The organism is Pseudomonas sp. NFACC51 (assembly GCF_900103575.1).
GTDB lineage: Bacteria > Pseudomonadota > Gammaproteobacteria > Pseudomonadales > Pseudomonadaceae > Aquipseudomonas > Aquipseudomonas fluorescens_Q.
Genome location: NZ_FMXH01000002.1, coordinates 627,412 through 640,443, shown reverse-complemented (window position 1 = coordinate 640,443; position 13,032 = coordinate 627,412). Strand labels below are relative to the sequence as shown.

The window sequence follows — 13,032 nt, the reverse complement described above, 5'->3', positions numbered from 1 at the left end:
AGCAGGCCCCGGCGGTTCTTCAGGCCGACCGTATCAGCCGGTTTTGCGACTGCTGCGCAGCCGAGCGGGAGCAAGCTCCCTCGCCACAGGGTAGTGTTTGGTCCGGGGATATGGTTAGTTGTCTGGCTTGATTGCGCTGTTGATCACTCCGCCAACAACACCGCCGCATCGAAGCCCACCCGCAAATTGCCCCAATGACGGCCGCCGAAGAAGAACGGTACGTCGATCTCGGTCATGATTTCCCCGGTATCGCGCAGGTAGGTCTGCAGCAGGAAACGCTGGACGTTGCCCGCCGCACGCAGGCCGATCGGGTCGTTGAAGATTCGCTTGTTGCGGCACACCGGCAAATCCACCGCCCGGTCGCCGGTTGGCGGCTTGGAGACCCAGCTGTTATTCACCGGGCAGTAGCCCTTGCTGTCGACAATGAACGAAACCTTGCCACCCGGCGTGCTGCGGGTGAGTTTGTCGCATTCCTCCTGGCAGATCTGGGCAAAACGTTCGGTGTAGCTGGTCATGTACTGCTTGGGGTCGGTGCCGGGAATCGGTTGGTAATTCTGATCGAACAGGTTCAGGCCTTCACCTTGCAGCGCCTCCAGGCGAACCTGGAGCGTGTCGCGGCACTCGCTGGCGCGGGTGATGGCGGCGTCCAGCTTGCCGTGGCCGAGCACGAAGCGACCCAGCAGCGCCTGGACCTTTTCGGCCACGCCGGACAGGTCGCGGGTGGCCGTTGCCGAATGCTGCATGCGCTGGTCGATCAACTGGCTGTCGGCGTGGATCTGAGTGACTCGCTCGTTGATCCCCGTGTTGCTGTCGGCGAACTGCTGGATATGGGTCGCGATGTCCGCCAGCTTGCCGTTGGTGGATTCGAAGTCGCCGATCATGCTTTCAAAATGACCGGAGGCGCGCTCCACCACTTTCTGGGTTTCCCGGGCGCTGTGGCTGATCTGGGTGGTCTGTTCGTGGGTGGAGCTGACTTCCTCGAGCATGGCGTCGATGTTGCGTGAGATGTCATCGGTGGCCCGGCTGACGTTTTGTGCCAGGGTCCGCACTTCATCGGCGACCACCGCGAAGCCCCGACCGCTTTCGCCGGCCCGGGCGGCTTCGATGGCGGCATTGAGGGCCAGCAGGTTGGTCTGGGCAGAGATCTGCTGGATCAACCCGACAATCGACTTGATGCTTGAGGAACGCTGGTTCAAGGCGCTCACCAGCGTGGCAAATTCACCGAGGCTGCTGGAGATTTCGCTGATGTTGCCGGTCACTTCCAGCAGCTCGGCGTAGGAGTCGCGGGCCATGCTCAGGTTCTGGGCGGTGGTGCTGGATATGCCCTGGGTCTGGCGCGACACTTCTTCGATACGGCCCACGGCGGTGTTGCTCTGGTCCATGACTTCCTTGGCGAAGCGAGCCTGGTGGGTGGCACTGTCGCTGGAGTCGCTGATGTTCTTCAACGAGCGGGCCGATTCGACGGCGATGTGCACGGTCAGTGCCTGGACGTTGCTGATGATCTCCCGCTGCTTGGCCAGGAAACGGTTGCAAGTGCCGGCCAGCACGCGGATTTCGTCGTGAGTCACCAGCGGCAGGTCCTTGGACAGGTCACCTTCGCCGTTGGCGATCTCTTCCAGGGCCTTGGTCATGGCGGTGACGGGGCGCACGATGAGGTGACGGAAATACCAGACCATGAAGCTGATCATGCACAGCGTCAGGAACGCGCCGAAGAGCAGGGCATGGGTGAGGCTGTCGAGCCGACCTTCGATCTGCCCAAGCAAGGCGCCGTCCAACTGCGCATTGCGCAACTGCAGCACGATCTCGGCGCGGGCGCTGAGAGCCACCCAGTACAGCAAGCCACTGACCAGCACCAACAGGAAAAGGCTCGATAGTTTTTTGGTGAGGGTATCGAAAAACCGCATCTCGATAGACTCGTACAAGGCCTTTAACGTCTGCATGCCGCTGCTCCTGGGCAAAAAAATCTCTCAATGGAATACATTCGACCGCGAGCGCCAAAGCTTTAGGGGCGGATAGGGCTATTTGATATCACCCTGGAGACTCTACTGCTCTTCAGCCTGGCATGACGATAAGATAGAGATGTCAATACCTGTTGGAGCGAATTAGACGAAAGTCGTACTGCGCCTTGCCTGACGACTGCTACGGTTTGAAGTGCAAAACAATAAAAACAACACGGGAGGACACCTCCATGTCCACTGAAAAGCAACAGGCTGCGCGTGCCTACTGGACGGAAAACCTACGCTGGATGCTGGTCTTGCTGGCTATCTGGTTCCTGGTGTCGTTCGGCTTCGGCATTTTGCTGGTTGATGCACTCAACACCATCAGTTTCTTCGGTACACCCTTGGGGTTCTGGTTTGCCCAGCAGGGTTCCATCTACGTCTTTGTGCTCGAGATTTTCTTCTATGTCTGGAAGATGAATCAGCTCGATCGCAAATATGACGTCCACGAAGACTGAGGGCGGCGCACATGGACACAAAAACCCTGATTTATCTGGTCGTAGGCGCCTCCTTCGCGTTGTACATCGCGATTGCAATCTGGACGCGTGCCGGTTCCACCAGCGAGTACTACGTCGCCAGCAAGGGCGTGCATCCGGTACTCAACGGCATGGCCACCGGTGCTGACTGGATGTCGGCGGCTTCGTTCATCTCCATGGCCGGGATCATTGCCTTCGCCGGTTATGACGGTTCCGTCTACCTGATGGGCTGGACCGGGGGCTACGTGCTGTTGGCGATGTGCCTGGCGCCGTACCTGCGAAAATTTGGCAAGTTCACCGTACCCGAGTTCGTCGGGGCTCGTTATTACTCGCAGACGGCGCGGGTGGTGGCAGTGATCTGCGTGATCTTCATTTCCTTCACCTATGTGGCGGGACAGATGCGCGGTGTCGGGATCGTCTTTTCCCGTTACCTGGAAGTGGATATCAACGTCGGTGTCATGATTGGCATGGCCATCGTATTCTTTTATTCGGTGTTGGGCGGCATGAAGGGCATCACCTACACCCAGGTGGCGCAGTATTGCGTGATGATTTTCGCCTACATGGTGCCGGCGATTTTCATCTCGATAATGATCACCGGCAACCCAATACCGCAGTTGGGCTTTATCAGCGAAGTGGGCGGTTCGGGGCAGAGCGTGATCGAGCGGCTCAACGGTCTGGGTGCCGAGTTGGGTTTCAGCGCCTATACCGATGGCACCAAGTCGACCATGGACGTGTTCTTCATCACCATGGCGCTGATGGTCGGTACTGCGGGCCTGCCCCATGTGATCGTGCGTTTCTTTACCACGCCGACCGTACGTGATGCCCGCAAGTCAGCAGGCTACGCATTGCTGTTCATCGCCATTCTCTACACCACCGCGCCGGCCGTGGCGGCCTTCGCACGTACCAATCTGCTGACCTCCATTCCCAACGTCAGTTATGCCACCGCGCCAGCCTGGTTCAAAGCCTGGGAAAACTCCGGACTGATTGCGTGGGCGGACAAGAACAACGACGGCATCATCCAGTACAGCCCGGGTGCGGCCCTGGTCGGGGCGCCGAGTTTTACTGATGAGCGCGGGGCGCATGAGCAGCGATTGCTCAAGAACCAGCTCTCGCCAGTGGCCAACGAACTCTACGTCGATAACGACATCATGGTGTTGGCCAACCCCGAAATTGCCGGCCTGCCGGGCTGGGTGATCGCATTGATCGCTGCCGGTGGCCTGGCGGCGGCGCTTTCCACGGCTGCGGGGCTGTTGCTGGTGATCTCCACGTCTGTCTCACATGATTTGCTCAAGAGCAACATCATGCCCAGGATCAACGAGAAGCAGGAGTTGCTCGCGGCACGCATTGCCGCCGGTGTGGCGGTGCTGATTGCCGGATTGTTTGGCATCTATCCACCCGCGTTCGTCGCCCAGGTGGTTGCGTTCGCCTTCGGGTTGGCGGCGTCTTCCTTCTTTCCGGTCATTGTCATGGGGATCTTCTCCAAACGCATGAACCGCGAAGGAGCGATCGCCGGGATGATTGTCGGGCTGACCTTCACATTCACCTACATCGTCTACTTCAAGTTCATCAACCCGACGATGAACACGGCTGAACATTGGTGGCTGGGTGTTTCCCCTGAAGGCATCGGCACGCTGGGGATGGTCTTCAACTTCCTGGCCGCGGTGGTGGTGTCGCGCTTTACCGCGCCGCCACCGGAGCACATCCAGCACCTGGTCGAAGACATTCGCATACCGAGAGGAGCCGGTGCTGCCATCGACCACTGATCAGCCCAAGACTGGGAGAGGGAAACAAACGAGGGCGCCGGACTCATTATCCGGCGCCCTCGTTTGTGCGCAGAGTCAAGCGGGGAGATGTTAGAAAGATTTACTGGGAATCATTCTCAAAGTATATTCCCTCGCATTTCCAACCCTCTGTGAGTGCGCGTCTTGAATCGTTCCACCCCTCTCGCTAATCGCAACGTCTTCATCAAGTGTGTATTGCCGACGTTGTCTTACTGCTTCATCGCAAGCCCGGTGTGGGCGCAGGCAGCTCTCGAACTGCCGGCCACGGACATCCAGGGCAGTCGCGTCACTCAGGACGAGGGCTATACGACGTCGCAAGCCAGCACGGCGAGCAAGAGCGATGTACCGATCAAGGAAGAGGCGCAATCGATCAACGTGGTGACCCAGCAGACCCTGGCCGACTATCAGGTGCGCTCGCTGGCCGATGCGATGAAGTTCGTCAGCGGCGTCAGCCAGGGCAATACCCTGGGTGGCTCGAGGGATTCGCTGGTCAAGCGCGGGTTCGGCACCAACGACGACGGCTCGATCCTGCGCGACGGCGTGCGTTCGAACCTGGGCCACAACTTCAGCGCCACCACCGACCGCGTCGAAGTGCTCAAGGGCCCGGCCTCGATGTTGTACGGCGCGCTGGAGCCCGGCGGCCTGGTCAACGTCATCAGCAAGAAACCGGAATACACGCAAAGCACCACGCTGAGCGGCTCGGCCTACAGCGAAGGCGGCGGCACCATGGCCTTGGACACCACCGGGCCATTGGGAGACACCGGCCTGGCCTATCGCTTGATTGCCGAGCGTGGTCACGAGGATTACTGGCGCAACTACGGGGTCAACGAGAGCACGCTGGTCGCGCCGTCCCTGGCTTGGACGGGGGAGCGGGCCTCGTTGAATCTCAGCTATGAGTACAACGAATATTCCAATCCCTTTGACCGGGGCACAGTGTTCCGCAATGGACATCCGGCGGACATCGATTATGACAAGCGCCTGGACGAGCCCTGGGCCAAAAGCGTGGGCATTCGCGAGACAGCGACGGCGCGTTTCGAGTATGAGCTGAGCGAGGCGTGGAAAACCCGCGTGACCTATGGCTGGAACAATGATCGGTACAGTCTTTCGATTGCGCAGCCGAGTCTGTCGAAAACCGGTGTTTTTCAGCGAGCCGCCAATGGTGCTCATTACGACGACGAAACTCGTTATGCCAGTTGGGACTTCCTGGGCAAGCAGGAATTTTTCGGGCAGCGTCATGACTTGCTGGTCGGCGTCGACAACCAAGTGTCAGATCAATTTCGCGGCAAGACCTACCGTGGCCCCGCAACGCCGGGGTTCGACATCAACGCACCGGTTTATGGCGGTCTAAGCGAGCCCAGTGTTGTCAATGCTCCCCAAAGCGACCTGCGCAACCAGTTGACCTCCAGTTCCATTTATCTCAAGGACAATTGGCATCTCGATGATCGCTGGATCCTTGTGTTCGGCGGTCGCTATCAACATTACGACCAGTACAGCGACCAGGGTTTGGGTAGCGCTTACAAGCTCAACCGGGATGATAACGGCGATGCCTTCGTGCCGTTCCTCGGCCTGGTCTACAAAGCCACGCAGGAGCTGTCGCTGTACGGTAACTACAGTCGCTCGTTCAAGCCGAACGACACGGTGGACGATAACGGCAGTACCTTCGACCCAGAGGAAGGGCGCAGCTACGAGATCGGGGCCAAATATGATCCGTTGCCAGGATTGAACATCAATCTTGCGTTGTTCGACATCGAAAAAACGAACGTCGTGACCAATAGATTGGTCGGCGAAAAAAACATCGCAGAAGCCGCCGGAAAAGTCGGCTCCCAAGGCCTGGAACTCGACATCACCGGTCGCCTTTCCGAGCGCTGGGAGCTGATCGGCACCTACGCCTACACCCACACGGAGATCCTCGACGATCCGAAAAACGAAGGCCATCGTCTCGCCGACGCGCCTAAACACAACGCCAGCCTGTACCTGACCCATCACCTCAACGTTCCCGCCGAGTTCGGTGCCTGGCACGCCGGGGGCGGAGCGCGGTACGTTGGCGAACGGGCCGCCAACAACGACAACAGTTTCTGGCTCAGCAGCTACACGGTGGCCGACGCCTTCCTGCGCTGGGAGTCGCCGGTCTTGGGCCACAAGACCTCGCTGCAGTTGAACGTGGATAACCTGTTCGACAAGCAATACTACCCGTCCTCCACCGGCAGCGAGTTGCAGGTCGCGGTAGGGGAGCCGCGTACCGCACGGCTGAGTGCCAGCGTGACGTTCTGATCGCGCTCAATAAAAAATGCCCGGACCTTGGATCCGGGCATTTTTTTTCCGTCGATTCAGGCCTTGAGCCTGGGAGACTCCAAGACGGCAGATCAGGTTTGACGCCTGGAATCACCCAGGCGCCCGCGCAATGTCAGCGACGCTTGCCGAATACCGTCTTGGGCGATTTGCCGAAGAACCGGGTAAATGCCGCACTGAAATTATTCGGAAACTTGTAGCCGACCTGATAGGCCGCCTGCGCAACCTGGCATCCGCTTTCCAGCAGGGTATAGGCCTTGCGCATGCGCATCTCATGCAGCATGCGATGGGGCGTGGAATTGAAGCGGTGATGCAGGCCTTCCTTGAGCTTGAATTCATTGAGCCCGACGGCTGCACACAGGTAGGGAATGGTCAACGGCTGGTCCATTTGTTCGATCATGATGTCCCGTGCCCGGTCGAGTTTTTCGATGTCGCTGGCGCTGAATTGCGGATTCTGGATGCAGGGGGTGGGCGGGCTTATCAGTTTCAGTTGTTCGGACAGCAGACTGAGGGTGTGGATGTGCATGTCCAGCGCGCCGGTCGCGCCCTGGTTGAGATAGCGCGCCAAGGCGGTGGCGTGGCTGGCGCTGGTGGCCGAAGTCTTTTGGAAGGCCAATTGGCGCACATTGCCGTTGCCCAGTAACTGGCGGGTGCGCTGCTCGCCGATGTATCGGTTGAGCATGCTTTCACCGATCAGCAGCCGGAGCTGGGACACCGTCGTCCCGGCCTCGTAGCAACGTTCGCCCAGGCTCAATTGAAACGAGGTGATGGTGGTATAGCCGGCACGGAATGATACCGCCGAACCGTCGGCCCCCTTGTAGCCGGAGTCGCCTTGCATGCCAAATGTGATGACCAGCATGTGGCGATTGTGAGGGCTGACGGTTTCCTCGATCAAATGACGCGTGGGGCGATAGCGCGAACGAACCACCATCAGGTCATTGTCGACCAAATAGCGCTCTGAGTAGCACTCGCCCAGTTCCCCCGGCAGTTGCTGGCGTGTCCAGCCACAGGCATCACTGCTGATCAGCCGCGAATGTGTTGGCGCTACTCGATAGGACTGGGAAATCTTCTGTAGGGCCGCCACTTTTAGGGTCCTCCTGGTTGACTCTGGCTTGCATATGGATTGATCCAGATTCCATATGAACTACATGATAACTATTCGCATTAATCAATACCATGTTTGTATCTCAACTGCTATCGCCAGAACGAGGCAGTCGCTGATTCATTGATGGGGGAGTGCGATGGTCAAGCCTGTATTGAAAGCTCGTGGTTGCGTTTGGTGCGTCGGTTGTTGCCTGGGTGTGGCCGTGAATGTGGCGGCCCAGACTGAATTGGCGCCGATCACGGTGACGGCGAACAAGATCGAACAGCCGCAAGAAGCGGTTCCCGCCAGTCTGTCGGTGTTGACGGGTGAGGACCTGCGCAATGGCGCTATCCATGACCTGCAAGACCTGGCGCGAGCCACACCCGGCTTTACCTTCCAGCCATTTGGCCAGTCGGGCACCAACCTGCCGGTGGTGCGCGGCCTGACCGCCAGCCCGACGGCGTTTTCCTCCTCGATGCTGATGCTGGTCGATGGCGTGCCGACCTTGATGGGGCAGGGCTTCGATCATGATTTGCTGGGCGTGGAACGTATCGAGATTCTGCGTGGGCCGCAGTCGACCTTGTATGGCCGCAACGCTGAAGCCGGCGTGCTGAGTATCCACACTCGCCAGCCCGATGCCCAGCCATACGCTCGGGTCGAAGCCGGTGGCGGCAGTCGCGATAGCCGGACCCTGGGCGTTGATGCCAGTACCGCGCTGGTCCCGCAGACGCTGTTCGCCGGGGTTTCCGGGCAGTGGCGGGAGCAGGACGGTTACATTGACAACGATTGGCGCGGCGGGCAGGCCGATGATCGTGAACGTCACAGTGCTCGCATGGTATTGCGCTGGACGCCCACGCTGGCCACTGACGTCAACCTGCGCTACAGCCGCCAGGATTATCGCGACGGTGGGTCCCAGTGGGGGGCGGCCGACTCATCCCCGCGCCAGGTGCGCTCCGGCACCTCGAGTTGGAACCATTCCAGCGGTCGCAGCCTGTCCGTGGACGTGCTGCATGAGTTCGACTCCGGTTTGAAGCTGCGTTCGATCACAGCCCGCAATGACTTCTATGACCGGGTGCGCCAAGACACCGATTTCCAGCCTGCCGACCTGTTTCATGTCAGTCGCGATTACCACTTCAACACCATGTCCCAGGAATTTCGCCTGGAAGGCCAATGGCGCCAGAGCCAGTGGCTGCTCGGCGTCTATGCCGATCGCGACGACCATGACCTTTCCTACGAACAGAAACTGCCCGTCGGCCTGTCCCGCACGGATGTGCAATTGGGGGGTAATACCACGGCCCTGTTCGGTCAATGGCTGATGCCCCTGGCCGAACGCTGGACCCTGACCCTCGGCGCCCGTACCGAACAGGACAAGGTGCACATCGATCCCCAAGGCGGCAGTCGTCAGAGCCAGCAGTGGCAACGCTTTACCCCGAAGGTGTCGTTGCAGTACGAGTGGCAACCGGATGCCTACCTGTACGCCAGCTATGCCGAAGGTTTCCGCGCCGGAGGTTTCAACGCCTTCGCCAGTGCCGCCGATTACCCCGGCTATGACCCGGAAAAGGCCAAGACGTATGAAGTCGGCGCCAAAGGTTGGCTGGACGACCAGCGCCTGCGTTATTCGGCCGCCCTGTATTGGATGGACGTGCGTGACATGCAGGTGCAGCAGTTGATCCAGCCGGGCCTGGTGTATATCACCAACGCGGCGTCGGCCCGCTCCACGGGGCTGGAGCTGGAAGCCGAATACCTGCTGGCCGACCACTGGACGCTGGTCGGTTCCGTGGGCCTGAACCGGACCCGTTTCGAGCGCTTCAGTGAAGGCAACAGCGATTACCAGGGCAATCGCAATCCCTATGCCCCCGACTTCACCGGCCATTTGAGCCTGCGCTACGACGCCTCCGCCGGTTGGTGGGCCCAGGCCGGCCTGGATGGGGTCGGCAAGACCTACCTGGACTCAGCGAACCGGTACAGCCGTGGAGGCTACGGACTGATCAACCTCACTGCCGGTTATGACGTTGGCCGCTACGGAATCAGTGCCTATCTGAAGAACGCCGCTGACAAGCGTTACGACGCTGTCGGCTACCTGAGCGGCACCGCCCGAGTCTACAGCCCGCCGAGAGAAATCGGCCTGCGTGTGAGTTATGAACTGTGAGCTGCGAATGATGAACGGAATCGACCTGGCAACACCCCACCCCCTGCAACCTTACTGGGACCTGACCTTGGCCGGCGTGCGTGCCGATGTCCTGCGCATTGCCCTGGAATGGAAGTTGTTCAACCTGCTGCAAGTACCCGTCACGGCGCAGGCCATTGCCCGACAGCTGCAACTTGACCCCGTGAACACCGGTTACTGGTTGGACGCGTTGTGGAATATGGAGTTGCTGGTGCGTGACCAACAACAACCGCCGCGCTACCACAACGCCGCGGTGGCCCATGACTATTTGCGCGCCGAGGCGCCGGACTATTGCGGCGATGCGTGGACGTTCCGCCTGCGCGGGCTTCGCCATTTTGGTGGACAGTTGGGCGATCAAGTACGGGCGGGCCAGCCCAGTGGGCAGGCACCGAACGTGGCGACCACCATCGAGAACTGGACGGCCGCGGCACGTCTGCAACTGGCCCAGGAGCAACGGGCCGTCACGGTGGAGGTGGCGTTGCGCTTGATGGCAGGAATCCCCGAGTTCGCCCATGCCCGCCGATTCCTGGACCTGGGGGGCGGGCCAGGATTGGTGGCAATTGCCCTGGCCCGGGGCAACCCGCTGCTGAGCGGCGAGGTCTTCGACTTCCCCCAGACTGTCAGCGTGGCGGCGGAAAATATCAGCAAGGCCGGCCTCCAACAGCGTCTGGCAGTACGTGGTGGGGATCTGGCGAGCGATTGTATTGGTGAAGGGTATGACCTGATCTGGTGTTCCTCGGTGTTGCACTTTGTCCCTGACCTGGCGGCGAGCCTGGAGAAAATCCATGCCGCGTTGCGTCCCGGCGGCGTGCTGGTCAGCGCTCATGCCGAGGTCCCGCCCGACCCCGATCTGGCTCGGCGGGTCATGCCTTATTACCTGTCGATGCAGATGCTCGGTCGTCAGATCACCCATTCTGGCAGCCTGTCCGAGGCATTGACCCGCGCCGGGTTCGTCAATATTGACCATTACCCCGAGGTGGCCTTTGCGGTCGCGCCGGTAGCAGTACAAGTGGCGCGTCGGAGCGGTTCATGAACGGCGCAAACAACGCCCGTATGTGGCGACTCCAATGGCTGTTCGGCTGGCTCCACTTCGTCCTCGCGGTTCCCGGCATCTACCTGCTGCTGGGGCTTCCGCTGGTCATGCGTGAGCACGGCTGGTCGGGTACCGACATCGGGTTGTTCCAGCTGACGGGGCTGCCAGCGGTGTTCAAGTTCCTGTTGGCATTGCCCGTACAGCGTTATCGGTCAGTCCAAGGACACTATCGACTTTGGGCATTGGTGCTGTGCCTGTTGTTGGCGCTGCTGCTGGTGTTGGTTAGCCAGCAGGCGATTACCGCCAATCGCCTGTTTCTCTTCGGCCTGGCTTTCGTCGCCGGCGTGCTGGCGACTTGGGCCGATATCCCGGTCAATGCCCTGGCCATCAAGTTATTGCCACAGACGCAACGGTCGCGCGCCGGGGGGATCCGTTCGGCCGCGCTGTTTCTCGCCGCCATTGTGGGCGCCGGCGTCATGTTGCTGGTGCAGGCGCGCTGGGGCTGGCAGGCGCCGTTTCTGTTGATGGCCGCCGGGCTGTTGGTGGCGTTGGTCTTCCTCGGGTTATTGCATGAGGAAGAGGTCAAGGACGATGGTCTTCAAGCACCCCGGCGGTCGGCGGTCGATTGGTCGGGTTTTTTCCGGCAGCCCGGCGCACATCTCTGGATCGGGTTGTTGCTTAGCGGTTTTCCGTTCCTGGGCGCCGCGTGGCTTTACCTCAAGCCGCTGTTGCTGGACCAGGGAATGCCCGTGCAAGAGGTGGCCTGGATCGCCGGGGTCGGCGGTGGAGTGGTCGGTGTCCTGGCGAGCGTACTGGGTGCAAGGGTGGTGCAACACCAGGGTCCGGCAAGGGCGACGCCGTGGTTCATGATCGGTGCCTTGTCAGCACTGCTGGCATTGACGAGCGCTGTCTGGCTCCAGGTCTCGACCCCATGGCTGGTGGCGGCGGCCTATCTATTGGCCACGGCCATGGGGGCGGTGTCGAGCCTGATGTTCGGCCTGATGATGTTTTTCTCCCGACGCCTCCAGCAGGCCCACGACTACGGTCTCCAGGCCAGCCTGTTTGTACTTACCCGTCTCCTCGTGCCGATTGGCGCCGGAGCGGTGCTCGACCGCAGTGGCCCGGCGGCAATGCTTGCCGGACTGTGCCTGGCGATGCTTGGCGTGTGTGTCCTGGCGATGGCTGCGCGAAGCTCGATTGCCCAGGCCACGACACACGCCGGTGGCCCTGTTGGCCAGACTGCCCGAGCCAGCGACAAATGCTCCCCTCACATAAGTTCGACCCAATAGGAATGGAGTCCATGAAGGCAACCTTAGGTATCTGTTTGGTTACCCAGACGCAGCCTCTGATCGAGGATGTGGCATTTGTCGTCGAGTATCTGCAGGCCTGCTTGCAGCCCCCGGCCAATAATCCCGACTGGTCGCCTCGGCGGCTGGACTGTTGTCGGTGGGTTTTTTGGACGAGTTCGCCGTGGGACCGCCGTTGTTCGGTCTGTTCCAGCGCGGGCCTTGAGTGCCACGCACCATCGCAGTCTGATCTTTCATTACGGCGCAGGGCTGGGCCGTTGCTTGCTGGATGACGTCTTGGCCGATGAGTTGGCGGAACAGGCCGTGCAGCAGTCAGGCTCGCCATGAAAACGGAAGTTGGCGTGCCGACGATAGGCCGGGCGACTGGTCCCGGGGCCAGGCCGGGGCGATGCTTGGCCTGAGTGTCGGTGCCAGGTTGTACGGTGTGCCTTACAGCCAGGACGCCATGCTAGCGTGTCAGTACTGGCAACGCAGTACGCCGGTGCACAACTGGCGGCAATTTATTCGCAGTGACGATTTTCGAGACGGCTGTTTCCTCGGTCACTGCTACCGGACCTCGTCCGCTGGGGAGCAGAAAGTGGAGACAGTCTGCGGCAGTTTTTTCCTGCTGACAGCTTTGCTGGCCTGGACCGGTGAGCTTGATCCAAGCGTTGTCTAGGAGGTTGCTTTGCGCGGCACCCCGCTCAGGCATCGAGCAGTGAGTATAAATTTCCCCTTTTCAGGGCATTGAATCCCTGACACCTAGCTTTTTGCACCTATTCGACCCGTTCCAGGGTTCGCTGGAGAAGGCTGAAATAAACGTTTCAGCCTTCCTGGGGCGTTTTGTCGTATAAATGAAAACAAATTTCGCTTTCAAACAACTTCGTAACGGTTTTTCCAGCGCAGTCTTGATGCATCG

At 60.2% G+C, this 13,032-nt stretch carries 10 protein-coding genes; 8 read left to right on the top strand and 2 right to left on the bottom strand.

Features of this window, described 5'->3' with window-relative positions; all coding sequences use genetic code 11:
* Positions 1-143: 143 nt before the first annotated feature.
* Positions 144-1,940 carry a methyl-accepting chemotaxis protein gene (locus BLT00_RS06830; protein ID WP_092143702.1) on the bottom strand — a complete coding sequence of 599 codons (1,797 nt, stop codon included), beginning with the start codon at positions 1,938-1,940 and terminating at the stop codon, positions 144-146.
* A 248-nt stretch (positions 1,941-2,188) separates the two neighbouring features.
* Between BLT00_RS06830 and BLT00_RS06825 the strand changes: the two genes are divergently transcribed.
* The 3 genes from BLT00_RS06825 to BLT00_RS06815 all read left to right on the top strand — a co-directional run bounded on the left by BLT00_RS06825 (position 2,189) and on the right by BLT00_RS06815 (position 6,525).
* Positions 2,189-2,455, top strand: a complete 267-nt coding sequence (locus tag BLT00_RS06825) for a DUF4212 domain-containing protein (RefSeq protein WP_014338067.1) — start codon at positions 2,189-2,191, stop codon at positions 2,453-2,455.
* Between the two features lie 11 nt (positions 2,456-2,466).
* A complete protein-coding gene (locus BLT00_RS06820; RefSeq protein ID WP_092143699.1) occupies positions 2,467-4,236 on the top strand; it encodes a sodium:solute symporter family protein in 1,770 nt (589 codons plus the stop codon).
* Between the two features lie 162 nt (positions 4,237-4,398).
* Positions 4,399-6,525, top strand: coding sequence for a TonB-dependent siderophore receptor (locus BLT00_RS06815; RefSeq protein WP_092143696.1), 2,127 nt, complete (start codon positions 4,399-4,401; stop codon positions 6,523-6,525).
* A 133-nt stretch (positions 6,526-6,658) separates the two neighbouring features.
* Here the strand turns inward: BLT00_RS06815 and BLT00_RS06810 are convergent, their stop codons facing one another.
* Positions 6,659-7,627, bottom strand: a complete 969-nt coding sequence (locus BLT00_RS06810) for a helix-turn-helix domain-containing protein (RefSeq protein WP_092143693.1) — start codon at positions 7,625-7,627, stop codon at positions 6,659-6,661.
* A 157-nt stretch (positions 7,628-7,784) separates the two neighbouring features.
* Here BLT00_RS06810 and BLT00_RS06805 point away from each other — a divergent pair, with 157 nt between their 5' ends.
* The 5 genes from BLT00_RS06805 (at position 7,785) to BLT00_RS31805 (ending at position 12,792) form a co-directional block, all read left to right on the top strand.
* Positions 7,785-9,776, top strand: a complete 1,992-nt coding sequence (locus tag BLT00_RS06805) for a TonB-dependent receptor (protein ID WP_092143690.1) — start codon at positions 7,785-7,787, stop codon at positions 9,774-9,776.
* A gap of 10 nt (positions 9,777-9,786) precedes the next feature.
* Entirely contained in the window at positions 9,787-10,827 is a 1,041-nt protein-coding gene (locus tag BLT00_RS06800) for a methyltransferase (protein WP_092143759.1), read from the top strand.
* Positions 10,824-12,116, top strand: coding sequence for an MFS transporter (locus tag BLT00_RS06795; protein ID WP_092143687.1), 1,293 nt, complete (start codon positions 10,824-10,826; stop codon positions 12,114-12,116). The genes BLT00_RS06800 and BLT00_RS06795 overlap by 4 nt, the downstream gene beginning before the upstream one ends.
* A gap of 219 nt (positions 12,117-12,335) precedes the next feature.
* Positions 12,336-12,461 (top strand): hypothetical protein, encoded by a 126-nt coding sequence (locus BLT00_RS32090; protein WP_256572213.1) that lies wholly within the window; start codon positions 12,336-12,338, stop codon positions 12,459-12,461.
* Positions 12,462-12,522: 61 nt separating this feature from the next.
* Positions 12,523-12,792 (top strand): hypothetical protein, encoded by a 270-nt coding sequence (locus BLT00_RS31805; RefSeq protein WP_175456212.1) that lies wholly within the window; start codon positions 12,523-12,525, stop codon positions 12,790-12,792.
* Positions 12,793-13,032: the final 240 nt, after the last annotated feature.

What these genes read in the sequence shown, in the direction of transcription:
- BLT00_RS06830 (WP_092143702.1), bottom strand. Translation starts at nt 1,940, where the DNA reads ATGCAGACGTTAAAGGCCTTGTACGAGTCTATCGAGATGCGGTTTTTC.
- BLT00_RS06825 (WP_014338067.1), top strand. Translation starts at nt 2,189, where the DNA reads ATGTCCACTGAAAAGCAACAGGCTGCGCGTGCCTACTGGACGGAAAAC.
- BLT00_RS06820 (WP_092143699.1), top strand. Translation starts at nt 2,467, where the DNA reads ATGGACACAAAAACCCTGATTTATCTGGTCGTAGGCGCCTCCTTCGCG.
- BLT00_RS06805 (WP_092143690.1), top strand. Translation starts at nt 7,785, where the DNA reads ATGGTCAAGCCTGTATTGAAAGCTCGTGGTTGCGTTTGGTGCGTCGGT.
- BLT00_RS06800 (WP_092143759.1), top strand. Translation starts at nt 9,787, where the DNA reads ATGAACGGAATCGACCTGGCAACACCCCACCCCCTGCAACCTTACTGG.
- BLT00_RS06795 (WP_092143687.1), top strand. Translation starts at nt 10,824, where the DNA reads ATGAACGGCGCAAACAACGCCCGTATGTGGCGACTCCAATGGCTGTTC.
- BLT00_RS31805 (WP_175456212.1), top strand. Translation starts at nt 12,523, where the DNA reads ATGCTTGGCCTGAGTGTCGGTGCCAGGTTGTACGGTGTGCCTTACAGC.